Origin of the sequence: Streptococcus sp. 29896 (assembly GCF_032594915.1) — a bacterium.
GTDB classification, from domain to species: domain Bacteria; phylum Bacillota; class Bacilli; order Lactobacillales; family Streptococcaceae; genus Streptococcus; species Streptococcus suivaginalis.
The window spans coordinates 223,206-247,133 of record NZ_CP118733.1; the positions used below are offsets into that span (position 1 = coordinate 223,206).

Consider the following 23,928-nt stretch of genomic DNA (forward strand, 5'->3'; position numbering starts at 1 on the left):
GGAGGAAATGGATGAAGAAAAAAGCACTTATCAGCTTAGCCACGGTGTCCTGTTTGACCCTGGCTAGTCTGGTTCAAGCCAACACCACCGACAGTCCAGCTACAAGCTCTACGGGTCGAACCTACTATGTCAGCAGCCTACGGGGAAATGATGCAAACAATGGCTTAAGCGAGTCTAGCCCCTTTCAGACCCTAGACAAGATTAACCAATTAACCCTTGGACCAGGAGATGTAGTCAAGCTAGAAAATGGCTCCGTTTTTAATAACCAGTACCTGCATCTGAATGGATCAGGGAGTGAGGGTGCACCGATTATCATTACCAACTATGGTGACGGCAGTGCCAACCTTCCGACTATCAATACCAACGGTCATGGTCAATGGTATCAAGACTACGGTAAACAGTTGGACAATGCTCGTCACAAATACCAAGGAACAGTCTCCTCAGCCATTCTTTTGAAAGATGTGGAGTACATTGAGGTCAGCAACCTTGCCATTACCAATGCTGCGGCAGAAGAAGGCAAGGCCTACAATGCCATCGATGCCATGAACCGAACAGGTGTGGCGGTAGTTTCCCAGAACAAGGGGACCTTGGACCATATCTATCTAGAAGGCTTGCGCATTTCCAATGTCAAAGGAAATGTCTATGACAAGCACATGAACAACGGAGGTATCTATTTCACCACCTTTAAACCGACCAATGAGGCAGAAACAGGAATTTCTCGCTATAATGATGTGCGCGTGGCCAATAACCATGTGACAGATGTCAACCGTTGGGGGATTGCCCTAGCCTATACTGCCTACTGGGACCAATTCACCACAACAGCCTTACCAGATAGTGTGATGGAACGCTACGGGGCAACCAATGTAGTCATTGAAAATAACTACCTCCGTGACATTGGTGGAGATGCGATTACGACCATGTATGCCCACCGTCCTCTAGTACAAAATAACGTAGCCATTGAAACAGCCAATCAGATTAACCCTTCGGATTATTCAGCGACAGATTTTGGGCGGGTAGCGGCGGCCATCTGGCCTTGGAAGTGTAAGGATGCCATCTTCCAATACAACGAAGTCTATGACACCAATTACAACCAGGATGCTCAAGCCTGGGATGCAGACTATGGCGACGGCACCGTTTATCAGTACAATTACAGCCATAATAACGAAGGTGGTGCCATCATGTTCTGCTATACGCAGGCTTACCGCAATACCTTCCGCTACAACATCTCCAACAAAGATCTGGCAGGAGTGATTAGTGCTGCTCATAACCCAGATGCCGAGGTTTACAACAATACCTTTATTGTTGCTGAAAACGTGGATGTTCTTCGTGGTGCACCTCATACAGGTGGTACGATGAATGTGGAAAATAATATTTTCTACTACACTGGGACCAGTCCAAAGAATGAAAACTGGACCAAGGGCAATGCGCGTGCGACTTACAACAATAACCTCTATTATAACTATGCCAATGTTCCAACCGATGATGCTAATGCCATCCAGGCAGATCCAAAATTTGCAGGAGACATTTCCAGCGCACCAACCAGTACTACGACAGGAACCAGCATCCATGACCGCTCTGCCTTTGCCATGTTTAAACTGGCTGAGGACTCACCAGCTATCGATGCGGGAGTCTTACAAGGAGGCCATCCAAACCAAGATTTCTTTGGCGAAGTAGTTGACTCAAAACCAGACCTTGGTGCAGCAGAAAGTCCATATACAGCCGAAGAGCTTTCAGTCGCTTCAGCGGTCTATACCGTCACAGAAACCAGTATCTCAGAAGTACCAAAACGGACCAAAGTTTCGGACTTTAAGGCAAATCTGCGTGCTAGCCGAGGTGCCAGCCTAGAAGTCCTGGGTAGAGATGGTAAGGTTAAGGGGGATGGGGACAGCCTACAAGCTGGTGACCGGGTGAAACTGACAAGAGGTGCCCTAGAAAAAGAATACCAGATTGAATTTGGCAAGACCTTTGAAGAATACGATCCATCCAGTATGTCAGCAGAAGTCGGCAGTTTCCAACCCAATAACCAGCGCGAAGGTGATGGTTCCCTAGCCTTGGACAATCAGCTGTCCACCATTTGGCACAGTAAATGGGCAGGAGACAGCCGAGATAACCTTTGGATCAGCCTAGATCTGGGTCAAGTCAAAGATGTTTCCATGTTCAAGTATGTACCACGTCCACAGGTTGGAAATGGTGTCATCACAGCATACGAAATCTCCGTCAGCCAGGACAAACAAGAATGGCAGACCGTTGCAAGTGGTGACTGGGAACCAACCACAGCTACAAAGATTGCAGAGTTTGCGCCAGTCCAAGCCCGTTATGTCAAATTGAAGGCTATCAACAGTATCAGCCGTGAGGCTGGCAAGAATTTTGCAGCTGCCGCAGAAGTTCGAGTTGGCTATGAAATTTTGGATGAAGGAGAAGTCCATCTTGATGGTCAAAATACCATTCTCTCCAGCATCTACCAAATGGATGGAAGTACACTTTATGTGCCGAGCACTGCTACCCATCCTACTGATGAGGCCCAATTATTAGCAGGTTTAGGGCTTCCTGAAAAAGCAACTGCCAAGGTGGTTGATGCAGAAGGAAATCCTGTTACAAGCGCCCTTGAGACAGGTCACAAACTACGAATCACAGCAGAAAATGGCCAGGTCAAAGACTACCAGATTGAAGTGAAAAACACCTACAATTGGGCCCTAGACTATGTGCACAATAAGCAAGGAAATGTTTGGTTTGCCCAACGAAAAGAAGGCGACGCCTACCACAATTTGACAGACTATGATGCAACTTGGCCGAACTGGAAGGGTGGCAATTATGGTACGGTCGGAATTGATGGTTCAGGACATTCGGCAGCCATTACCGATGCGACGCATGGTCTCCTAGCAGATTCTCTAGAACCAGGTGGTTCAAGCCAAGGCTATGCCATGACTTATCGCGCTCCGAAAGATGGTTACCTTCAGATTAGCCTGAAGGATGGAGAGCCTTATCTCCGTCAAGCAGGCAACCAAAATGGCTCTGTCAAATTGTCCCTAACCCATAATGGAACAAGTTTAGACAGCGTTACCTTGACAACCAGCCTGGAAGCTCAACCAATTGCCAGTCGTATTATTGCGGTGCAAAAAGGGGATTTTGTCCGATTTGAAGCATTGAATATCGAACGTCCAAGCAAGTTCTCTGTCCATGTAACGCCGATTTTGACCTATACCGATCAAGCACCTACTGCTGCGGTAACTAGTGTCGACCGTGCTGGTTTGCAGGAAGAATTGGACCGAGAAACAAGTGTCAAAGAGTCAGTCGCCTACCAATTGGCTTCTCAAGAGAAGAAGGTAGCCTATGATCAAGCGCTGGAAGCTGGTAAAACGGTAGCAACGGATACTGCAGCCCAGCAAGAGGCGATTAACCAAGCAGTAGCAGACTTGCAAGATGCAAGAGAAAAACTGGATGGTCAAGCGATTGAGGCAGCTGCCGCAGCCCTCCTATCTCTCCTAGAAGAAGAGGAGCAAGTCAAGGCTTCTCCAACTTATCAGGGAGCAACTGCAGAAACCAAAACAGCTTATGATCAGGCTATCTTGGCAGCCCAAACTGGCCTGGAAGCAGAAGAGCGAACAGTTGCCAGTCTAGAAGCCTTGAAAACAGCATTAGAAACAGCCAAGGCAGGTTTCGTTGCAGCAGATCATCCTTCTGAATCAGAAGAGCCAGGCAGTTCAGAGGATCCAAATAGTCCAGATGATTCAAATGAGGCAAGCGAGCAAGCAGAGCCTGTTACAAACACAGTCGATCGCACCGCTTTGGAAACCCAATTAGCTAAAGATGAGTCCACCAAGGCAAGTCCGGCCTATCAAGCTGCAGACCAAGAAAAACGGACTGCCTATGATCAGGCGCTCCAAGCGGGTCGCCAACTCCTGGCCGGACAAGTCAGTCAAGAAGCTATCGATCAGGCAAGCCGTGACCTTGAATTGGCAGCTCAAGCCTTAAATGGCCAGGCTATCTTGGACCTCATGAGCCGCTTGCAAGAAAAGGTGACTGCCAGCCAGACAGTCAAGGCAAGTCCGCTCTACCTAGCAGCTGATAGTGGAAAACAAGCTGCTTATGACCAGGCGCTAGCTCAAGCACAAGTCAAACTCAGTCAACCAGGTCTTCAAGCAGACTTAGAAGCGGCCTTCACCAACCTATTGAATAGTCAAGCTGCCCTTGATGGCAAAGAGACAGAGCCGATAGAAGATACGACTCCGGAACAAGCAGAGCTGCAAACAGAAGCCTTGAGACAGGCACTCAGCCTTGCACCAGATGTTCAAAAGAGCGATGCCTATCTCTTTGCTGGACCAGTTCGCAAGGACCAATACAACCAGATTATTCTAGCAGCTCAAACCCTTTTGGAAACGGGGGCAGGCAGTCAGACCGAAGTAGATCAATTGCTTGAAACCTTGACGACCTACCAAACTCAATTAAATGGTTTGGACCTGAAAGACCATCTTCTTGCTCTCAAATTGGAGTTAGATGAAGAGGGAACCGTCAAGGAAAGCTTGCGCTACACAGCTAGTCAGGTAGACAAACGCGCTGCCTATGACCAGGCACTGCAAGCAGCAAAAGAAGGATTGGCGCAAGCGGATTATAGCAAGGAGACCCTTGCTAGCCTAGAAGCAGCAGTGACTAAGTCTAAGGAAGCCCTTGATGGAAAAGAAACTGGCTCAGTCACTCCACCAACAGAGACAAAACCAGGAACATCAACTGGAAACTCTTCTGGAACAGAAACTGGTCATCCATCTGGAGGCAGTTCAGGAAGCTTGACTCCAACTCCAATCTATGAGCTCAAGGATCCAGATAGTGGTGTCATCATTACAGCAGATCAGGACTTGGGCAACTACAAACTGGTAGTCAAACAAGTAGAGAAAAAGATTGCAGACTTGGAGGGTCGTCAGCTGATTGTACTTGACATTCAACTTCTAGATGCAGCAGGTCAAGCAGTGGCATATAAGGGACTCTTGCAGGTGCAAGTACCCGCTACCAAGGCAGATAGCGTTGAGAAGGTTTATTATCTATCACCAGATGGTAAGCTGACTGAGATGAAGATTGTCAAGAAGGATAAGGAAAGCTTGACCTTTGAAACAGACCATCTATCAGACTTTGTCTTAGTTTACCCAGAAGAGATCGCAAACACTGCCAGTGGCAAATCAGGATCAAAGGCAAAAATCCTTCCAGCCACAGGCGCAATTATTGGAATCACTTTACCCCTGGCAGGACTAGGTATCCTCGCCGGCACCCTTCTGAATAAGAAGAGAGATTAGGTTTATACCCTATAAAAAAGAAAGTCCTAGGACTTTCTTTTTTTAATTTCCAACACTTGTAAACTTGGTCATACCATAGCGGAAGAGCTTGTAGTTAATCGTAAAGATGATGGCAACAACGAGCGGAAGAGCTAGGCCCCACATGGAGAGGTCCAGAAAGTAGAGGGCTGGGAAGTAGGCGGTAAAGGCGTAAGGAAAGACAAAAATCAACAAGAATTGAATGACTTTTGGATAGATATTGAGTGGGTACTGGGCCATTTGGTTGAGGGCAAAAATCCCCATGGTGAGCGGGAACGATTCCACAATCCAAAAGGCCAGAGCCGTCGGACCCAGCTGAATCGCCGCATAGAGCAGGCCGATACAAATAGCGATAAAAATCAGCAGGAGAAGTTTCCAGACAGACCATTCCAAGCCCAAAATCTGCGAAGATTGCCACAGAGCCACGCCACCAATCACCGTTGTGCCGATGCCTTGAGGTTGGATTCGCTCGCAAACCAGCTGAAAGAGCGGATTGACCGGCAGCAGAAGCAGGCGTTCAAACTCTCCCTGCCGAATGTAGCGACTACCAAACATCCACAGATTATCAAAGAAAATCAAGTGCACCGACCGCCCCACCGTCGCCATGCCATAGATAAAGAGCATCTGCCCGTAGCTAAAGCCCGCAATCTCCTTGATATTACTAAAGAGGACATTGAGGAAAATCAGATAGACCACCTGCTCTACCAAAGACGACACCAAACCGATGAAAAAGTCCACCCGAAAGGACATCTGGGCCATCATGAAGACCTTGACATTGTACAAATACAAACCGATATACTTTTTCATCCTAGCCTCCAAAAATGACAATTTTTCGCTTGGCTTGGGACCATAGAACTGCGATAAAGCCAGCAAGTACAGGCAACCAGAGCAACTGCAAGCCTAGCAAGGATAGGTCTGTTTCCCTACCCAAGAGAATGGAAATAGGCACATTGATCGCGTAGTTATAAGGCATGAAGCTCAGGATCTTTTCGACTTTTTCAGGGTAAAAGCTGAGCGGTAAGAGAGCTCCGGATGACAGGTTGAAGAGTCCCATACGTAGCAGCATGACTCCCCAAGCATTGACCGTAAAGAAGGTCGCAAAACCAAAGGCCAAGTCCAAGAGCTGCACGATAAACATGCCCAAGACAGCAGACAGGAGAAAGACCAGTATAGTCTTTCCATCTGGAAGGTAAAAGTCACTCTGCACCAAGAGGATGATGAGGAAGACCACCAAAAACTTGAAGAGTTCAATCAACTTCGTCCCCAGGTCCTTGAAGAAGAGGGAGAGGATAAAAGAGTAGGGCCGTAAAAATTCCCCCGCAATCTGCCCTTTCAAAATAGCGTATGACAGGTCCTCTCCGATAGAAAAGGTATTGAGACTGGCCAAGAGGCTGGCGAAGATGATATAGGTGGTAAAGGTCTGGAGGTTGTAACCATTGACCTCGGGCTGTGTGAAGAAAATGGTCTTCCAGACAAAGAGCGACACCAAAATCCGCGCCAGAACAGACACGAAGGTAGCCAGAAAAAAGGCCTTGTATTGTAGGGCTGTCATCATGGTCAGCCGCGTCATGTAGAGGTACTTACGCATGGATGCCCTCCTCGTAAATCTGACGGACAATGGACTCGATTTCCAGCTCCTTCATGGTCACATCATCGACCTCAATCTGCTCGAAGACCATAGTAATGACCTGGGCACTGGTCCATTGACTAGCCTGATAGTGAATGTCGAAATGGTAATCGTCCTTGCGGTCAAATTCCAAGCCGGCTGCCTCAATATCTTTCGTCAACGGGTGTTCGGTAGAAAAGCTAATGGTTTTGATTTGAGAAAACCGCTCTTTGAGCTGACTGAGCGAGCCGTCATAGACTTTTTTTCCCTTATCGATGATGAAAATCCGTTCGCAGAGGGTTTCGATGTCTTTCATATCGTGGGAGGTAATCAAGAAGGTCGTGCCATGCTCTTCATTCATGTAGCGGATAAAGGCCCGAATGGTTTCCTTGACACTGGCGTCCAGGCCAATGGTTGGCTCGTCCAGAAAGACCACGGAAGGCTGGTGGAGGAAAATCGCCGCAAATTCACAGCGGACCCGTTGCCCCAGAGATAGATTACGAATGGATTGCTTCATAATATCTGCCAAATCCAGCAGGTCAATCAAGCGGGCCAAGCGTTCCTGGAAGACCGCCTCAGGCACATCGTAAATCTTGGCATGGAGGATAAAGGACTCCTGCACAGGCAGGTTCCAATCCAGATGTGATTTCTGCCCAAACAGAACACCGATTTGCTTGTTGACCGTTTTGCGATTGTCCTTGGGAACAAGACCGTTAATGGTGACCGTACCCTCGTCAGCGTGTAGCACCCCCGTCAGCATCTTAATGGTCGTCGATTTGCCAGAGCCGTTGGAGCCGATGTAGCCGACAATCTCCCCTTGCTGAATGGACAGCGAAATGTCCTGCACCGCCTGAATAGCCTTTTTCTTGGGCTTGAAGAAGGCCTTGATCGAGCCCTTGAGCCCAACCTCCTTGTCCACGACATAGTAGGTTTTGGATAAATGCTGCGCTTCTATCATATCTATCTCCTTTAAGAAAACGTTTGCATAAATCATTATATCACTCTGTTAAGTGAGTGACAAGCCCAATCCTTGACAATCTAGCTCATCAAGGAAGTAATTTGAGTAGGATTTGGGTCATCTCCTCAGGACTTTCAGATTTTCCTTTGACAATCCAAGATTGGACCAAACCGAAAAAGGCATGGGAAAAGTAAATGCTACGGTATTCTTTTTCGTTGGCTGCCCATTCTTCTTTATTCATGCGTAGGGAGAGGTCCCTGCTGACTAGGAGGCGGACCTTATTGATCAAGAACTGTTGAATTTCTTGAGTGCCATGTGGGCTTAGCAGGGCAGCCAATAATTCTTCCCTATCTAGAAATTGGAAAATCTCCAAAAATGAAGCTTCTGGGTCTCCCTTATAATGGTCAAAAATCACCTCTAGCTGATAAAAAAGGGTCTGTTGGTAGGATTCGATTAACTCAAATTTATCCCTGTAGTGGGTATAAAAGCTAGACCGACTGACGCCAGCGGTTTTTGCTAGGTGACTGGTCGTGATATCATTGAAATTTTGGTCCTGTAAGCAGGTGACCATCGCACGTAATATGGAATCCTTTGTTCGCTCCCTGCGAGTATCCATGAAATTGTTTTCTCCTTTTGTACATTTTTAGACGCTGTGTCTAAAAAACGATTCTTTTGCTTGCTTTTAAAAAGCAGACTCGTATAATGTATTTTATCAGTTTTTGGACAGTATGTCTAAAGGGAGTTGTATATGTTGCAAAAAGTAAAGAATATGTTAAAAAAACCAATGACCTTGCTAACGATTTTGGGGATAGCTTGTGTACCAGCCCTCTACAATATTAGTTTTTTGACTTCTATGTGGGACCCTTACGGTCGTTTGGACCAATTGCCTGTTGCAGTTGTCAATCAAGACCAGTCGGCACAATTTCAGGATAAGACCTTGACCATTGGTGAGGATATGGTTGATTCGATGAAGGAAAGTCAGAGCTTAGACTTTCATTTTGTATCGGAAACAGAAGCAAATCAAGGCTTGAAGGACGGAGACTATTATATGGTCATCACCTTGCCGGAGGACCTCTCTCAAAAAGCAGCCAGCCTCTTGACCGAGCAACCGCAGGCTCTCACCATTTCCTACCAAACTTCCAAAGGTCATAGTTTTGTCGCCTCCAAAATGAGTGACTCAGCCATGGAAAAATTGAAATCATCCGTCTCTGAAACCATTACAGAAACCTATACCAGTGCTGTTTTTGATAGCATGGGGCAGCTGCAAACAGGCCTTGGTCAAGCGGCAGAAGGTAGTCAGACCCTATCTAGTGGAGCCAGTCAACTCGAAACAGGAAGTCAAACTCTGGCGACAGGACTGGGTACCTTGGCCACATCTAGTCAAGCCTTGGCATCTGGTACCGAGCAAGTGGCGACAGGAATCGTAAGCTATACAGACGGGGTTGGACAGGCTAGCACAGGCAGCCAAAACTTACTCACTGGGATAAACACCTATACCAATGGTGTTGCAACGCTTTCTTCAGGAGCCAATCAGTTGGCTGGTCAATCTTCCACCTTGCTAGCAGGAGTGGGGCGTTTGCAGTCTGGGACAGAGCAAATTGCTCAATTACAAGCAGGAGCAAACCAGCTCGAAGCTGGCCTTTCCAAACTCGCCACTGCGACCAGCCTGTCTGAGCAAGAAAATGCCCAAATCCAGTCCCTGATAACAGGCCTACCACAGTTACAAGCGGCCATTCAACAACTAAACGCTAGTCTGACAGGCTTAGGAACGGTTTCTGTGGATACCAGTCAATTGACCAATCTGCTGACCAGTATGGCTAGTCAGGCCCAGGCTCTTCTGACAGCCTCTCAGACAGACAAAACAGCCAGCCTACAAACTGTTCAAGCTACTGCCGCCTACCAATCAATGACTGCCACGCAACAGGCAGAGATTGATGCGGCCTTGACCAATAGCCCTTCGACTACTGCAAGCTATGCCCAGGCTATTCTCAGTCAAATTAATCAGCTCAGTCAATCCTTGGCTAGCCTACAAAATCTAACTGGTCTCAGCAGTCAAGTGAGTCAACTCCAAACAGCTGTCAGTCAGATCAACGCAGCAGCAGATCAAGCCTTGCCTGGAGCAACAAGTGCCTTGACCACCCTCACAAGTGGCATGAGCCAAGTCAATACAGCGCTTAATCAACAAATCTTACCAGGCAGTCAAGCCCTGTCAAACGGTGTGACAACCTTGCAAACCCAATTGAGCAGTGGTGCAGGTCAGCTACAAGCAGGCGTCGTTGCTTATACGACCGCAGTTGATCAACTAGCTGCAGGAAGCAACCAGCTGGCAGCCAATAGCCCAAGCCTCGTCGCTGGGACCAACAGTTTAGCCAGTGGCTTGACCACCCTAGCCGTCAACTCAGGTCAGCTGGTCAGTGGGACGCAACAGTTAGCATCAGGCAGTCAACAACTGGTGGGAGGAGCCAATCAACTCGCTACAGGAGGACAAACCTTGGCAACAGGCCTAACTAGCCTTCGAACAGGCAGTGAAACCCTAGCCAGCTCACTCTCTCAAGCTAGTCAGCAGTTATCCGTGGTAGCTGTCGATGAAGACAATGCACAGGCAGTGGCGAATCCAGTCACCCTAGAACATACAGACCAAGACAGCGTTGCGACCAATGGTGTCGGCATGGCTCCCTACATGGTATCGGTAGCACTTATGGTGGCTGCCCTATCTGCCAATGTCATCTTTGCAAAACACTTGGACAACCGTCCCTACAAAAACCGTTGGGATTGGGTCAAGGGCAAACTCTTGCTCAATGGAACTATCGCCAGTCTAGCAGCTGTCATTCTTTATGGAGTCCTTCTCCTCATCGGAATTAGTCCAAATCATTTGGTAGCGACCCTAGGCTTGATTCTCCTAGCATCATGGACCTTCATGGCCTTGGTGACTGCCTTAGTCGGCTGGAACAGCCGCTTCGGCTCCTTTGCCAGCCTGATTCTGCTCCTCTTGCAATTAGGGGCTAGTGCAGGAACCTACCCGATTGAGCTCAGTCCAAGTTTCTTCCAAGTAGTCCAGCCTTATCTCCCTATGACCTATTCCGTCTCAGGACTCCGCCAAACCATTTCTATGGTGGGAGATAGCAGCCACCAAGTGGGCATGCTTAGCCTTTTCTTACTCGGCTTTATGGGGCTTGGGCTAATCATCTATCGGCCGACAAAGGATTAGATTCTTTTGGAAAATAGCAGAGCAGGCTTCCTGTTCTGTTATTTTTGTGCACTTTTTTCCGTGCATTCTTTACAGAACACTAAAAAAGGAGTAAAATAAGAACATGAAATTTTTAGGAGGTTGAGATGTTAGAAGTTCGTCACTTGTGCAAAAGTTACGGAAGCAAGGAAGTCTTGAAAGACATTTCCTTTACCATTCCGTCTGGAACCATCTGTGGTCTGGTAGGGAAAAATGGTGCAGGGAAAACCACCTTCTTCCATTCCTTACTAGGATTTGTCAGCTACGAGGGAGAGATTGTCCTCGACCAGCAGGCTGTTACGCCAGATTTGTTCCAAAAAATCGGCTACTTACCAGAAGAACGCAGTTTGATGCCCAAGCTGACTGTTTTTGAACAGGTACGGTATTTGGCGAGTTTGAAGGGTTTGTCCAAGAAAGAAGTTGCTGAAAAACTACCGATTTGGATGGAAAAATTGGAAGTCAAAGGCAAAGTAACAGACAAGATAAAAAGCCTATCCAAAGGAAACCAGCAAAAAGTCCAGTTGATTGTGACCCTGATCCATGAGCCAAGCCTGATTATTTTAGACGAGCCGTTTTCAGGGCTGGATCCTGTCAATACTGCCCTCCTAAAGCGGGTAATTTTGGAGGAAAAGGAGCGCGGGGCAACCATCATCTTCTCAGACCATGTCATGACCAACGTGGAAGAATTGTGTGACCAACTCTTGATGATCCAAGATGGGCAGCTGGTCTTGAATGGAGGCATTCAGGATATTCGTCGGCAGTTTGGACGGACACGCCTCTTTGTTTCCTCGGATATTCCGAGAGAGCAGCTAGAAGACTTGCCCCATGTCCTCTCTGTTCAAATGACCAATCATGATAAATGGCGTCTTGTCCTAGACGATGAAGCTTCAGGTCCAGAGCTCTTCCAGTTGATCAGCGGTGGTCGCTATCTGGCAACCTTTGACCAGCAGGCGCCAACTATTGATGAAATCTTTAAAATCAAATCGGGGGTGGCAGAATGAAATCCTTTATCCTAGTCGCAAAAGAGACCTACCTACGGCAGGTCAAATCCTGGTCCTTTGTTTTTATGGTCCTATCCCCCTTCCTCTTTCTCGGCTTATCTTTGGGAACAGGCTATCTAACAAGCTCTAGCATGGATGCTGGGTCGGAAAAAATTGGTCTCGTAAGTGAGGACTTTATGACCCAAATGGCCTTTGGGACCCTTGATTTAGAGATGGTTCTTGTGACGGAAGAAGAAGCCAAGCAGCGACTTTCAGAAGAAGAGTTGGCAGGCTATATCAAGGTCGCAGTAGTGGACCAGCAATACCAGGCGACCTATCATGGAAAAGAAGTCCCTTCTCAATCCGTTCAGCAAACCTTCCAGTCCATTCTAGAGAGCTTGCAACAGCAGCTCAATGAAGCCAATGCTCAATTGACACCAAGTCAGCTTGAAGTTCTAGCCATCCAGCCTTCCTATGTGGAGGAAGTTGGTGACCAAGAGGGGCTGGAAAAAATTGGGCAGATGATTACCTTCTTCGGCTTGATTTTTCTTATGTACATCATGACTATTGTCTATGCTTCTACAACTGCCCAGGAAGTAGCCAGTGAAAAGGGAACGAAAATTATGGAAGTGATTTTCTCTAGTGTTCCAGCCTGGACTTATTTCTACGGCCGTATCTTTGGTATCTTCCTCGTCATTGCGACCCATTTGGGTGTCTATCTTGTAGGTGGCATCTTGGCCTATCACCTAGCAGGACAATTGGAATTGACCAAGGAAATCTTGGAGTCAAACCAGGTCTTGGTACAAGCTGTTTTAGACAACTTGGACTGGACCATGATTCTCTTTGCTATTTTTGGTCTGCTCCTGGGAGTGACCTTGGCATCCTTGTGTGGCTCTCTTGTGGTGAGGCCAGAAGATGTCAACAAGGCTGTTCAACCTGTTATTTATCCTATTATCATCGGATTTTTAGGGGCCATGACCTTTGGTCAACAAGCACAAGAACATATCGTGGTGAAAATCGGATCCTTTATCCCATTTTTATCCTCCTTCTTTATGCCGATTCGCCAGATAAATGGCTGGGCAAGTAGCTGGGAGACCTGGCTCTCCTTCTTCATTCTCGCAGCGACCACAATTGGCGCAATTGTCTTTATTGGCAAATCCTATGCAGGTTTAATTTTACAGACCGATGATATCGGTTTTTGGAAAAGTTTGAAAAAAGGCTTAACGAGCAAGTAAGTCTGCCTACCAGATCTGACTGAGTAAAAACATAGACAACTCGAAAACACGCATAAAATCAGATGCTTGTCGGCTTGATTTTATGCGTTTTCTTTTTTCTGGGAATAGGTTTCTAAATGCTATTGCAAGTTGACTTGGGTGAAAAAGTGAGGAAGATGGCGACGCATTTTACGATTGTTTTGATATTTACCGAACTGTTGATATAATAAATAAAAAAGATGAAGGGAGTAAGAACAATGCACAATCCTGTCCGTTTTGCACTGAGGAAATTATCAGTAGGTCTAGTTTCGGTTGCCTTTCTTTTTGCAATGGCTACGACTTGTTCAGTTGGTGTCAGTGCTGATACGGAAACTACCTTAGGTAGTTCTACTAATGAAATATCTACACTTTCCGATATTGGAGATAGCGAGGGGCTAGCGTTAGCAGAGGAGAGATCTAGTCAAGCAGAGTCTGTGACAAACCCCTCTCAATTAGACCAACCACAATCAGATGAAAACCAGACTGAAGTATCAACCCCAAGGCTTAATGGCGAGAGCTCTGCTACAAATCAGGAAGCTAGCTTGCCTAGTAGGGAGTTTCGAAGTGGTGGAGAGCCAGCTTATGCAGGGGAAAATCTTGTAGTGCCTGTCTCTCAACCGACCAGCCACTATGTCACAGAAAGTGGGGAGACCCGTGAAATAATTTGGGCGCAAGGGGTAACGCCACCAAGTATGGGAGAGGCTGGTGACTTTGAGAAGGAAGTAACGGGTGAGTTTGTTGAGTATTCGATGCCATTTGAAGCTGGAAAGGGTTACTACGATGCCAACAAGAGTTTGGATGCTTCCATAGAAGACTTGAACCTGTGCTTTGCAGCAGTTTCTTCCAATATGCTGCATTGGTGGTTGGAACAAAATAAGGATTATGTGGAACGATTCATTAGTGAGAAATATGGAGCTGATCTAGGGCAGCAGGACTATTCTTTGACAGATGTGCGACGCTACACAGATTCTTTTGAAGACCAGCAAAACAGTCGGATTTTTAATCTTTTCAAGGCTTACTACGGTCGTCGCTTGAATGGGTTTGTATCGGATGCCCTGGTGGATCTTTTCATCAATGGCTATCCGCCCAAACATCAAGGAGGGGTCAACTTAGAAAATCCTGATTTGGTACCGGATAAACGTGGTGGTTTTTTCCATGCTGTTTTTAAGGAGAAACTATTGACTGACCGAATGTTTAGTGGAGACTATCACTATTTTGGAAATTTGGTCCGCAATACCTTGGAAAATCAGGGATTATTGGGACTGGCCTATCGAACATTTGGGACGACAACCCACATTGTGACGGTCTGGGGGGCTGAGTATGATGAGCAGGGATTGATTCGAGCGGTTTATATTACGGATTCGGATGATCAGCACCAGCCGATTGGCTTGAAACGGATGGGAATCACGCGTGATTCTTCTGGCAATCCTCGTTTAAATAACAATGTTGTGAAAAACTCTGTTGGTTCTCATCTGGATTATGTTCATACCATCAAACTCGGTCAAACCTACTGGGAAGAATATTTCAATCCCATTGAAGCAGCAAGGCAGTTGGCGAGACAGCAATTGGCGACAGAGAAAGAAGCAGTTCTTCTAGCGATAATGAGTCAGGAAGAATTTTCGGAAAAAGAAAAAAATGACTTTAGAACCTTGCTAGAGGCTAGGTATGATGAGGCCTTGTCAGCAGTTAATGAGGTCGTTGCTTCGGCTGAATTGACGACTGTTTTGGAGTCGGAAATGAAACAACTAGTCATTCCTATGCAGAAGAAAGGAGAAGCTGTCCAGCATTCTCTGTCTCAAGGTCATCTTTCAGTCTCTGGCTCCTCCGTTACGTATGAATTACCAGCGGGTCTTCTTTCAGTCCACGGTTCCTCCGTCACGCATGAATTGCCAGCGGGTCATCTTTCAGTCCACGGTTCCTCCGTCACGCATGAATTGCCAGCGGGTCATCTTTCAGTCCACGGTTCCTCCGTTACACACGAGTTGCCAACGGGTCATCTTTCAGTCCACGGTTCCTCCGTCACGCATGAATTGCCAGCGGGTCATCTTTCAGTCCACGGTTCCTCCGTTACACACGAGTTGCCAACGGGTCATCTTTCAGTCCACGGTTCCTCCGTCACGCATGAATTGCCAGCGGGTCACCTTTCAGTCCACGGTTCCTCCGTCACGCATGAATTACCTGCAGGTCATCTTTCGGTCCACGGTTCCTCCGTCACGCATGAATTACCTGCAGGTCATCTTTCGGTCCACGGTTCCTCCGTTACGCATGAATTACCTGCAGGTCATCTTTCGGTTCACGGTTCTTCCGTTACGCATGAATTACCTGCAGGTCATCTTTTGGTGCATGGTTCCTCCGTCACGCATGAGTTTCCAGCGGGTCATTTGTCTCTCCCTGGTTCTTCCGTTACGTATGGATTGCCAGCGGGCAAACCTCCTATTCGTTTCGAGGAAGAAGTGGATGGCGGACCAGCCGTAAGGGGAGGCTTTAGTAGAGAAAGTGAGGCTTCTAATCAGTTTGTTGGGAAGATGACAAGCAACTCAAGATTAAACAAGAGCGATGGTGCAAATTTACAGTCAAATTCATCAAGCTGTGCTGCTATGCTTCTAGACTCCTTTAACAGGGATTGGGAGCAAAATCAGGTTAACTATTTGCCAAGGACTCGTGCAATTCCTCAAGAGCAAAATCAAAAGAATCATCAGGTAGTCGCTAAAGGAAGGGGAGTTCCCCTCCTCTATCAGGCGGTCTGTTCGCTAGTCAGTCTGGCTGCTTTAGGTTATTGGCTACTTTCTCGCAAGTCCAAAGAAGAAAAGTAATAGAAAGAGATTGCCTAGATTCATAAGTATGTTAATTTTGAAAGTTTGTGACAAATCACTCCCATCTCTTGTCAGTCTCTTTACTTGAAACTAGATCGTTACTGAATATCAAACAAGGGAAAGAAAATACAAGAAAAACACAGACAGAAGGGTTCGATTCGATTGGAATCAATTGGAACTGTCTGTGTTTTTTCCTTTTGTTTTGAATTTTCTTATTTGGTAAGAAAATTATTTTGGATCACGGAAGTTGATAGTCGCGTTGGTTGCGTCAAGGCTTAGTTTGTTTTTGCTTTCTTTTTTCTCAACAGTCAGACTAAAACCATCTTCTGTTTCCTTGACCTCTAGTTTTTCATACTGGTCTCTTGTAAAGATACCAATATCTTTCAACTGACTTTCGTCAATCAGACTTGATTCGCTTTGGGCAGTTTCCCACTCTTCATCTGACTCGTAGTAGTAGCCCATAAATTCGCCTAGACTTCTTAAGTCAAGCTTATTTTGAATCTGGAGGTTGATGTCTGCTAATGATTGGTCAGTCAGATCGATATTGGTCACGGTATAAGCTCGGTCTTCGTGTGGGAGGAATTTGTTGTCTCCTAGGAGAGTTCCTTCAATCAAATCCAGTTGGCCATAGTTTTCAACAGAAACATTTTCGAGCTGGGTCTGATAGAACAGGATATTGTCACCTTGTGCAGAGATAGTGGTATTTTTAATCGTTGATTTACTGATATCTGTTGTATAGTAACTACTTAAAGTACCTGAATCCAATTGGACATTGTTGAGATAAAGTGTCCCGCCTTGCTCGACGGTCATTTCCTTGATATGGACATTTTCAATGTAGAGACTATCGTAGTAGCGATTATAGGCATTGTTACTGATGAGTCTGTCCAGTTGCTTACCTGTTGGGACCTCAATGGTAACAGAGTAGATGTCGATAGCGTCATCGGCTAATCTTTCTCCGAGAAACTGCATGATACCTTGAATGGACAGTTGGGGATTTTTGGAGCTAAGGGCCAGGATGCCATTTTTCTCAGTGACTTCAACTGTGTTGTGGGTGTTATTTTTTGAGTTGGCATAGGACACATGGAAGAGTCCGTCGGTTGATTCCTTGATTGTGACCGAATGCGGAAGATCTTTAATCTGGATTTCTGATAGGGAAGTATAGGATGTTTGAACCTGATTCGGTTTTGCAATTTCTTCCAGGCGGTTGAGACCTCCAGAGAAAAATCCAATTCCAACCAGAATCAAGCCAGAAATCAAGCTGACAAAGCCCGTGATAAGGGCGATAGTAAGTTTCTTTTTCATGCTCGTTTACCTCGTTTCAAGATCCATTGGAAGAAGGTTTTGACTAAGCGCCATGCCCAATAGGTGAAAAATCCAGTCAAAAGGTAGAGTAGGATGGCCGCACCAAACAAGGATAGGCCAGCGCCAAAGCCCATGATGAAGACATTGAATCCTTTTGAAAGCAAGGTAAATCCTTCCCAAATCAAGGAACCGCCAGTAACCATCAAGCCGACTCCCAAGCCAAATGCACCAATGATGAAGGCGACAATTAATAATACCAAGCCTAGCAAGGCCCCGATCAGCAAGAGAAGAAGAGGGATGGTAATCGGAAGGGTAATCAGAGCAAGACTGGCCAACCAAACTGTTTTCCGTGTATGTTTCAATTGCTCTAAGTTCTTTCCGATGTAAAAAGCTGTGCTGATGGTGACCAAGAATATTCCCATGATTCCAAGCAGTGGTTCAACAAAGAGGAAGAAAGCAGAGATAAGAAGGGCAGCGCTCAACAAGGCCAAAGTAAGCAAGAAGCGCTTGTCTTGTGGACTGGTCACATCTTCTGTTGGATTTGGGTCTTCCAGTTGACGGTTGAGCATGTTGTTGATCAGTTCATTTGCTGCTTCTTTAGGAGACCCTAACTCTTCCATGATATCGGCTTCACGTTCAGGACCAGCCTCGTCAAAATATTCTTCAAAAAAGTTTCTGGCTTCCAAGTATTCCTTGTGGGGCAACTTTTTCAAATGCTTTTCAAGTTGCTCCATGTACTCAGTTCTTGTCATGGCGGACACTCCCTTCTATGATGCCGTTGATAGTAGTCGTATAGATATCCCAGTCTTCTTTGAGTTGGACCAATTCTTCATGGCCTAGCTGGGTTAAACTATAATATTTCCTCATCCGTCCTTGGAATTCCTGTGAATAGGTGGTCAAGAGATCCTGTTGTTCCAAGCGTTTCAGAATGGGATAGAGGGCAGATTCCTTTATGTTGGAAATCAGCTTGATGGTCTGACAGATCTCATAGCCGTAGGAATCATTGGATTCTAAAATGGCCATAATGAGAAATTCCGTCAGCACTGCAGGTACGGGAAAATGCATGCGGCTCACTCCTTTCGATGATGATCGCCTTGTAGGTTGATATTTGTTATATACTGATTTTTGTATATATCAAAATTTACTATATATAAAATATACACCCACTTAAATAAATTGTCAAGTCATTTGAGGGAAATTTTTTCAAAAAAATAGGACTGGTATTCCAGTCCTGTTTGTAGTTTAGTCCACATAGAGTTTTGATTTATTGCTGAGCCAGCTGTAAAGGAAGCCGATCAGGATACCACCGCCGACAAAGTTTCCAAGACCTGAGAAGAGGAAGTTGGTCAATACGCTCATCACCGTCATTCCCTCGACAGCTCCGCCATTTGCAAAGAAAGCAAGAGAGAAGGTTGAGAAGTTGGCAATTACGTGCTCAAAGCCGAGGAAGGCAAAGATGAAGATGATAAAGATGAGGGAAATCACACGTCCAGCATCGTCTTTCATACGCATAGAAATAAAGACTGCGATGTTGACCACGATGTTGGCAAAGATCCCTTCGACAAACTGGGTCAATGGGGTCTTCATCAGTTTGGCAGTCGTAGCCTGGATCAAGTAGCTATGCTCGTCTAGGTGACCAACTTGGTAAGGTTGGGTGTAAGAGAGTAGGAAGCAGACAATCACTGCACCAACGAAGTTGAAGAAGATACAGGTTGCTAAAATCTTAAGAGCAGTTTTGGTTGGGATAACCTTGCGGTGAACAGCGGAAGTCATATACATCATGTTGGATGTACCGAGCTCGGCATTCATGTAGAGAATCATGACCAAGCACCAACCGAACATAAGTCCGTAACCAAATTTACCCAAGCCATCCACGATGTGGTTAAGCTTGTCAGCGACATAGGCTGAAATTGCCAAACCAATTGCCAGATAAACGCTGGCCATGGCTGCCCGAATCGCATAGGCAAAGAAGTTGCTTTCAATCAAGTCAGCCTTTTTCTTGATACTCTTGTCTATGTTGTAAATGAGTGTATCCTGATTTTCTGCCATAATAGTCTCCTTTATTTGTTAGCGGATATTGAAAAGTTTCTCACAATAAACGAGTATAACAGAAAATGACTAAAATAGTAAGTGTTTTTCGGCAAAAACACAAAGTAATCGCTCTCATTTTTCTCCTGAAAATTTCCAAGCCCTCTAAGTCGGAAATAGGCGAGATTTTAAGAAGAAGCTGGCTCTTTTCTCCTTCTGATTTCTTGAAACTATGCTACAATATAGATAGAAAAGATCGGAAAAGAGGAGACAATATGTCACAAACAATTGCCTTTGGTTATGGTAAAACAATCGCAGAAATTCCCTTGAAACGACTTAATCGGCACGGGATTATAGCTGGAGCAACAGGGACGGGTAAAACGGTGACCCTTAAAGTCTTGGCAGAGCAGTTGAGTGATGCAGGGATTCCAGTATTTCTGGCCGATATAAAGGGAGACTTGACTAGTCTGGCGGCGGAAAACAGCAAGGAGATTGACCCAGGCCGTTTGGAAGCAACGCAGTATGGTGACTACCAGCCAGCAGCCTATCCAGTTGAATTGTGGGATGTCTTGGGCCAGGAGGGAATTCCTGTTCGCATGACGATTTCAGAGATGGGTCCTGTCTTGTTGACCAGAATTTTGGGACTAAACGAAACCCAGGAAAGTATTTTGAACATCATCTTTAGTGTAGCAGATCAGGAAGGTCTACTCTTGCTTGATTTGATGGACTTGCGGGCTATGCTTAACTACGTGGCTGAAAATGCTGAAGAGCTCAGCAAGTATTATGGTAATATCCCAGCTCGCTCAGTTGGAGCCATTCTTCGTAGCCTGGTGGTTTTGGAACAGCAAGGTGGCAATCAATTCTTTGGTGAACCAAGTTTGGAAATTGCTGACTTGATGCGCACTAGCTCAGATGGTCGTGGAGTCATTAACATTCTCAATGCCAAGGACCTCTTTAATCAACCCACACTCTATTCAACTGTTTTGCTCAGTCTGTTGACAGAACTTTATGAAAGTTTACCAGAAGAAGGGGATTTGGACAAACCAAAATTAGTATTCTTCTTTGACGAAGCCCACGTGCTCTTCAAAGATGCACCAAAGGTTCTATTGGAAAAAATTGAACTGATTGTTCGACTGATTCGTTCCAAGGGTGTGGGTGTCTTCTTTGTTACTCAAAATCCGACAGACATTCCAGATAGCGTGGCAGCACAGTTGGGAAACCGCATCCAACACGGTCTTCGTGCTTTTACGCCAAAAGAGCTCAAGACGGTGACAACAGTGGCTGAGACCTTCCGCCAAGAAGAGGGTCTTGATTTAGCCAAAGTCATTCAGGAATTGCAGGTAGGGGAAGCAGTGGTTTCCACCTTGCAGGAGGACGGAACTCCGAGTCTGGCAGATCGAGTTCTTATCTATCCACCTAAGAGTCTTTTGGGAACTGTAGAGCCAACAACAGTCTTGAACCTGATTAACAAATCCAGTCTTCTGGACAAGTATGCTGAGATGGTGGACCGCCAATCGGCCCATGAACAGATCACAGCTCTGACGCAGGAGAAAGAGGCTGCCCTCCTTCAAGCTGCTGAGGAAGCGGAAAAGAAAAAGCAGGCTGAAAAGGAAGCCAAAGAAGCAGAAAAAGAAGCACAGGCAGCGGCAAAAGCCCAAGAAAAAGCGGAGAAAGCTGCTCAAAAAGCTAGCCAGTCAACCAGTCGCAGAACTGATTCAACTATGGACCGTTTTACTAAAAATCTGATGAGTCAGGTCGGTAGAGAGGTAGGGCGCGTGGTGACCCGAGGTATTTTGGGCATGTTAAAAGGGAAATAAGGGGGGCGGGCGTCCCCCTTTTATTTGTAGGAGCAATTACTTGCCCCAGTTAGAGACCTGTGCTAAGATATGGAGAGTAACACTAGTTAGTGAGGAATAGACATGCAGGACAAACTTCATTCTCTTTTAAATAACCGCAGACCCAAACCCTTGGGCTTGGAACGAACCTATGCCGTCCTCCTTCCGCTGGTATTTTGGGATGACCAGTGGCATATTTTATATCAATTGCGGAGCGAAGCCATTTCGCAACCAGGGGAGGTTTCCTTCCCAGGTGGGCGTGTGGAAGCGGGAGAAACCTATCAAGAAGCGGCCATTCGAGAAACTATGGAAGAATTAAATCTTTCATCAGACCAGATTGACATTTTGGGAGAGCTGGATTACCTAGTCTTTGGCAAGTCTATGATTCGTTGCTTTGTCGGTATTCTTCAGATGGATTGGACAAGTATCAAACCCAATGAAGAAGTTGCCAAACTCTTTACCATTCCGCTGTCAACCATGCAGCGGTTGGAACCGACCTATTATCAGTTGGATTCGATTATTGATCCCCAAAGTAATTTTCCCTTTGAACGAATCCGTGGCGGTAAAGAGTATCCTTTCAGCCACCACCAACGCCTAGTTCCTTTTTATGAAGGATTGGAAGAAAACCTTTGGGGCATGACCGCCCAGTTCACCCAAGGATTTGTAGAGATGATAAAAGACAGCCAGTAGATGGGCTGTCTTTTTTGTTGTGGCATAGAACAATTTCAGTCAGGCTTGGTCATGCTTATTTTTTTCTAGTGTTTGCAGATTTCATAAGCAGACTAATGACACCTGTAGCAAAGATTGGGGCAAAGGATCGGATAATCTTTTCCGCACTGGCATAGGAATTTGACTTAGCAATTAATTGAGAGGTTTCTTGAATTTGATCTAAATCAAGATGCTTACCAGATTGTTTTGCGATATCGGGTGATTCGGATAAAAAACTCATGAGCAATTTGGCACGTCTTGCTCTGTCAGGGTCAACTTGCTGCAACTGTTCAATTTCAAACTCTACTACCGTTCGAATGGCTATGTAATGGAGCTTTGATAATTTACTCCGATTTGTCTCTAGATTACTGATAGTCTGCTTGGTCACTCCAATTAGGGTGGCAAGATCTTCACTAGTCCATCCAATGGTCTCTCGAATCTCTTTTAGATTAGCTTGCATGATAGGTGCCAAGGTTGTTGAGTTTGGATACTTTTCGTTCATGGGAATTCCTTCATCTCTTTTTCTATATTATATCAAAAAATGAACAAACAATGATTTTTTTTGTTAATCAAAAAACAAAATGGACAAAAATATATTTTAGTTGTATAAAAATCTTGACAAAATAAAAATGTTGAATTATACTGGATGTAGAAATTAATAAAGAGGAGTAGAACTATGGGCCAAACCATTGTGGAGGAACTTCGTACATTTCGAAAATTGATAATTGAGTTTGAGCAAGTGACCAGAGAAAATGAAGCGGCGAAATTGAAGGTCAAGGAGGCAAAGGACTATCAACCCAAAAGACTAGCTGGGTTTGATGATGCCTATTTAACCAAGTTTGTCGTGGACAGAATTGGGGAAGCACCTACTCCGTTTGGTCCATTAGATCTTAGAAGATTGTCCAAAAGGGCAGTAGCCAAGCGAGATGCAGCTATACAGAGATACAATGAGAAGCTAGAGCAGGTCAAACAAGAGTACAATCACCTCTACCACGATAAAAGGCAGGAGTTTCAACGGTTGGACCAGGAGGAAAAAACAGGTAAACTCTCATTTGCAGAAGAGCAACTCTATAAGACAAGTCAAGTGCTAGCAGAGGTGACTAGGAAGGTAGAATCTGTAAACTTGTTGCCTCCCTCGCTCTATTCCTGCCATGCTATCGACAGACTGATTACTTATTTCGAAGATTGGCGAGCAGACACACTGAAAGAAGCCATCAATTTGTACTTTGATGAGTCTTGGAGAAAAGATGAAAGCCAACGTTTACAACGATCTTTTGAGGCGCTAGCACAGCAAATGAAAGGTAATGAAGAGCAAGTTTCCGAAGTGCTTAAACTTGTTAGAGAGACTAGAGACACGCAGTTTGAAATAATGAATGGTAATGAAGAGCAAGTTTCCGAAGTACTTAAACTTGTTAGTGAGACTAGAGACGCGCTGTTTGAAATGAGGAGCAAGGTCGATGATATCGACTATTCTATTTACGAGTTGAAAAACAAATAAGGAGAACAAATATGGTGAGTAAAAAATTTCAAGAATATATCGATATGAGCGCAAGAGCAGGAAAGGTTGGAGGGGCTAATAACTATCAAGCAGCGTTATTATTAGGAGGTTTTTTAGTTGGATGTTTAGCAACACAAGTTTGGAACCATTTTTTCAAGGGGCTCAAACAAGAGAAAGAAGGAGCAGCCAAGCAAGCAAACCAAGAACAAACATATAAAGTAGTGCGCTTACCCAAAGAAGTTGCGGATGAATTAAGAAAAAGTTGCCCCTCCCTGACTATTGGAACAAGGTTTCACCTTATTGACCAACTAGAAATTGCAGGAAAAGAGACAGCCTTTATCGACATTGTAGGAGGAAAAAGCAATCCTTACTTAGTACCGTTTGATATTCTCCACTCTATTTCGGACATAGCATAAAAGGA

General features: G+C 45.5%; 18 protein-coding genes. 9 read left to right on the forward strand and 9 right to left on the reverse strand.

Going from position 1 to position 23,928, the window contains the following annotated elements; translation table 11 throughout:
• Nucleotides 1-11 precede the first annotated feature (11 nt).
• A complete protein-coding gene (locus PXH68_RS01145) occupies nucleotides 12-5,282 on the forward strand; it encodes a discoidin domain-containing protein (RefSeq protein ID WP_248028681.1) in 5,271 nt (1,756 codons plus the stop codon).
• Between the two features lie 42 nt (nucleotides 5,283-5,324).
• On the opposite strand, the gene PXH68_RS01150 is transcribed toward PXH68_RS01145, so the two are convergent.
• From PXH68_RS01150 to PXH68_RS01165, 4 genes are all read right to left on the reverse strand, one after another.
• Nucleotides 5,325-6,107 (reverse strand): ABC transporter permease, encoded by a 783-nt coding sequence (locus PXH68_RS01150; protein WP_158455923.1) that lies wholly within the window; start codon nucleotides 6,105-6,107, stop codon nucleotides 5,325-5,327.
• Nucleotide 6,108: 1 nt separating this feature from the next.
• The gene (locus tag PXH68_RS01155; RefSeq protein ID WP_248028680.1) at nucleotides 6,109-6,888 is read right to left on the reverse strand and encodes an ABC transporter permease; all 780 of its coding nucleotides are present in this window, start codon (nucleotides 6,886-6,888) and stop codon (nucleotides 6,109-6,111) included.
• The gene (locus PXH68_RS01160; protein ID WP_248028679.1) at nucleotides 6,881-7,864 is read right to left on the reverse strand and encodes an ABC transporter ATP-binding protein; all 984 of its coding nucleotides are present in this window, start codon (nucleotides 7,862-7,864) and stop codon (nucleotides 6,881-6,883) included. The genes PXH68_RS01155 and PXH68_RS01160 overlap by 8 nt, the downstream gene beginning before the upstream one ends.
• A gap of 88 nt (nucleotides 7,865-7,952) precedes the next feature.
• Nucleotides 7,953-8,480, reverse strand: a complete 528-nt coding sequence (locus tag PXH68_RS01165) for a TetR/AcrR family transcriptional regulator (RefSeq protein ID WP_205031078.1) — start codon at nucleotides 8,478-8,480, stop codon at nucleotides 7,953-7,955.
• 132 nt (nucleotides 8,481-8,612) lie between these two features.
• On the opposite strand from PXH68_RS01165, the gene PXH68_RS01170 reads away from it, so the two are divergent.
• From PXH68_RS01170 to PXH68_RS01185, 4 genes are all read left to right on the forward strand, one after another.
• The gene (locus tag PXH68_RS01170; protein WP_248028678.1) at nucleotides 8,613-11,072 is read left to right on the forward strand and encodes a YhgE/Pip family protein; all 2,460 of its coding nucleotides are present in this window, start codon (nucleotides 8,613-8,615) and stop codon (nucleotides 11,070-11,072) included.
• Nucleotides 11,073-11,197: 125 nt separating this feature from the next.
• A complete protein-coding gene (locus PXH68_RS01175) occupies nucleotides 11,198-12,091 on the forward strand; it encodes an ABC transporter ATP-binding protein (protein ID WP_248028677.1) in 894 nt (297 codons plus the stop codon).
• Nucleotides 12,088-13,305 carry an ABC transporter permease gene (locus PXH68_RS01180; protein ID WP_248028676.1) on the forward strand — a complete coding sequence of 406 codons (1,218 nt, stop codon included), beginning with the start codon at nucleotides 12,088-12,090 and terminating at the stop codon, nucleotides 13,303-13,305. The genes PXH68_RS01175 and PXH68_RS01180 overlap by 4 nt, the downstream gene beginning before the upstream one ends.
• Before the next feature lie 218 nt (nucleotides 13,306-13,523).
• Nucleotides 13,524-16,136, forward strand: coding sequence for an IdeS/Mac family cysteine endopeptidase (locus tag PXH68_RS01185; RefSeq protein ID WP_316715726.1), 2,613 nt, complete (start codon nucleotides 13,524-13,526; stop codon nucleotides 16,134-16,136).
• A gap of 228 nt (nucleotides 16,137-16,364) precedes the next feature.
• On the opposite strand, the gene PXH68_RS01190 is transcribed toward PXH68_RS01185, so the two are convergent.
• From PXH68_RS01190 to PXH68_RS01205, 4 genes are all read right to left on the reverse strand, one after another.
• On the reverse strand, nucleotides 16,365-17,438 hold the full coding sequence (locus tag PXH68_RS01190; RefSeq protein WP_248028674.1) for a DUF4097 family beta strand repeat-containing protein: 1,074 nt from the start codon (nucleotides 17,436-17,438) through the stop codon (nucleotides 16,365-16,367).
• Complete coding sequence (locus tag PXH68_RS01195) at nucleotides 17,435-18,190, reverse strand: DUF1700 domain-containing protein (RefSeq protein WP_248028673.1); 756 nt, start codon at nucleotides 18,188-18,190, stop codon at nucleotides 17,435-17,437. Before PXH68_RS01195 ends, PXH68_RS01190 begins: the two co-directional genes overlap by 4 nt.
• The gene (locus PXH68_RS01200; protein WP_105111503.1) at nucleotides 18,177-18,503 is read right to left on the reverse strand and encodes a PadR family transcriptional regulator; all 327 of its coding nucleotides are present in this window, start codon (nucleotides 18,501-18,503) and stop codon (nucleotides 18,177-18,179) included. The genes PXH68_RS01195 and PXH68_RS01200 overlap by 14 nt, the downstream gene beginning before the upstream one ends.
• 177 nt (nucleotides 18,504-18,680) lie before the next feature.
• The gene (locus PXH68_RS01205) at nucleotides 18,681-19,487 is read right to left on the reverse strand and encodes a formate/nitrite transporter family protein (RefSeq protein WP_205031073.1); all 807 of its coding nucleotides are present in this window, start codon (nucleotides 19,485-19,487) and stop codon (nucleotides 18,681-18,683) included.
• Nucleotides 19,488-19,741: 254 nt separating this feature from the next.
• On the opposite strand from PXH68_RS01205, the gene PXH68_RS01210 reads away from it, so the two are divergent.
• Both PXH68_RS01210 and PXH68_RS01215 read left to right on the forward strand, forming a co-directional pair.
• A complete protein-coding gene (locus PXH68_RS01210) occupies nucleotides 19,742-21,283 on the forward strand; it encodes a helicase HerA-like domain-containing protein (RefSeq protein ID WP_248028672.1) in 1,542 nt (513 codons plus the stop codon).
• Between the two features lie 102 nt (nucleotides 21,284-21,385).
• The gene (locus tag PXH68_RS01215) at nucleotides 21,386-21,991 is read left to right on the forward strand and encodes an NUDIX hydrolase (RefSeq protein WP_248028671.1); all 606 of its coding nucleotides are present in this window, start codon (nucleotides 21,386-21,388) and stop codon (nucleotides 21,989-21,991) included.
• A 55-nt stretch (nucleotides 21,992-22,046) separates the two neighbouring features.
• On the opposite strand, the gene PXH68_RS01220 is transcribed toward PXH68_RS01215, so the two are convergent.
• On the reverse strand, nucleotides 22,047-22,511 hold the full coding sequence (locus PXH68_RS01220; protein ID WP_248028670.1) for a helix-turn-helix transcriptional regulator: 465 nt from the start codon (nucleotides 22,509-22,511) through the stop codon (nucleotides 22,047-22,049).
• A 174-nt stretch (nucleotides 22,512-22,685) separates the two neighbouring features.
• Between PXH68_RS01220 and PXH68_RS01225 the strand changes: the two genes are divergently transcribed.
• Both PXH68_RS01225 and PXH68_RS01230 read left to right on the forward strand, forming a co-directional pair.
• Entirely contained in the window at nucleotides 22,686-23,507 is an 822-nt protein-coding gene (locus PXH68_RS01225) for a hypothetical protein (RefSeq protein WP_248028669.1), read from the forward strand.
• A gap of 11 nt (nucleotides 23,508-23,518) precedes the next feature.
• Complete coding sequence (locus tag PXH68_RS01230; protein WP_248028668.1) at nucleotides 23,519-23,923, forward strand: hypothetical protein; 405 nt, start codon at nucleotides 23,519-23,521, stop codon at nucleotides 23,921-23,923.
• The last annotated feature ends 5 nt before the right edge of the window (nucleotides 23,924-23,928 follow it).

Coding starts and splice junctions, on each gene's coding strand:
- PXH68_RS01165 (WP_205031078.1), bottom strand. CDS start 8,480: ATGGATACTCGCAGGGAGCGAACAAAGGATTCCATATTACGTGCGATG.
- PXH68_RS01155 (WP_248028680.1), bottom strand. CDS start 6,888: ATGCGTAAGTACCTCTACATGACGCGGCTGACCATGATGACAGCCCTA.
- PXH68_RS01185 (WP_316715726.1), top strand. CDS start 13,524: ATGAAGGGAGTAAGAACAATGCACAATCCTGTCCGTTTTGCACTGAGG.
- PXH68_RS01195 (WP_248028673.1), bottom strand. CDS start 18,190: ATGACAAGAACTGAGTACATGGAGCAACTTGAAAAGCATTTGAAAAAG.
- PXH68_RS01220 (WP_248028670.1), bottom strand. CDS start 22,511: ATGAACGAAAAGTATCCAAACTCAACAACCTTGGCACCTATCATGCAA.
- PXH68_RS01170 (WP_248028678.1), top strand. CDS start 8,613: ATGTTGCAAAAAGTAAAGAATATGTTAAAAAAACCAATGACCTTGCTA.
- PXH68_RS01210 (WP_248028672.1), top strand. CDS start 19,742: ATGTCACAAACAATTGCCTTTGGTTATGGTAAAACAATCGCAGAAATT.
- PXH68_RS01230 (WP_248028668.1), top strand. CDS start 23,519: ATGGTGAGTAAAAAATTTCAAGAATATATCGATATGAGCGCAAGAGCA.
- PXH68_RS01190 (WP_248028674.1), bottom strand. CDS start 17,438: ATGAAAAAGAAACTTACTATCGCCCTTATCACGGGCTTTGTCAGCTTG.
- PXH68_RS01200 (WP_105111503.1), bottom strand. CDS start 18,503: ATGCATTTTCCCGTACCTGCAGTGCTGACGGAATTTCTCATTATGGCC.
- PXH68_RS01215 (WP_248028671.1), top strand. CDS start 21,386: ATGCAGGACAAACTTCATTCTCTTTTAAATAACCGCAGACCCAAACCC.
- PXH68_RS01160 (WP_248028679.1), bottom strand. CDS start 7,864: ATGATAGAAGCGCAGCATTTATCCAAAACCTACTATGTCGTGGACAAG.
- PXH68_RS01225 (WP_248028669.1), top strand. CDS start 22,686: ATGGGCCAAACCATTGTGGAGGAACTTCGTACATTTCGAAAATTGATA.
- PXH68_RS01145 (WP_248028681.1), top strand. CDS start 12: ATGAAGAAAAAAGCACTTATCAGCTTAGCCACGGTGTCCTGTTTGACC.
- PXH68_RS01175 (WP_248028677.1), top strand. CDS start 11,198: ATGTTAGAAGTTCGTCACTTGTGCAAAAGTTACGGAAGCAAGGAAGTC.
- PXH68_RS01180 (WP_248028676.1), top strand. CDS start 12,088: ATGAAATCCTTTATCCTAGTCGCAAAAGAGACCTACCTACGGCAGGTC.
- PXH68_RS01205 (WP_205031073.1), bottom strand. CDS start 19,487: ATGGCAGAAAATCAGGATACACTCATTTACAACATAGACAAGAGTATC.
- PXH68_RS01150 (WP_158455923.1), bottom strand. CDS start 6,107: ATGAAAAAGTATATCGGTTTGTATTTGTACAATGTCAAGGTCTTCATG.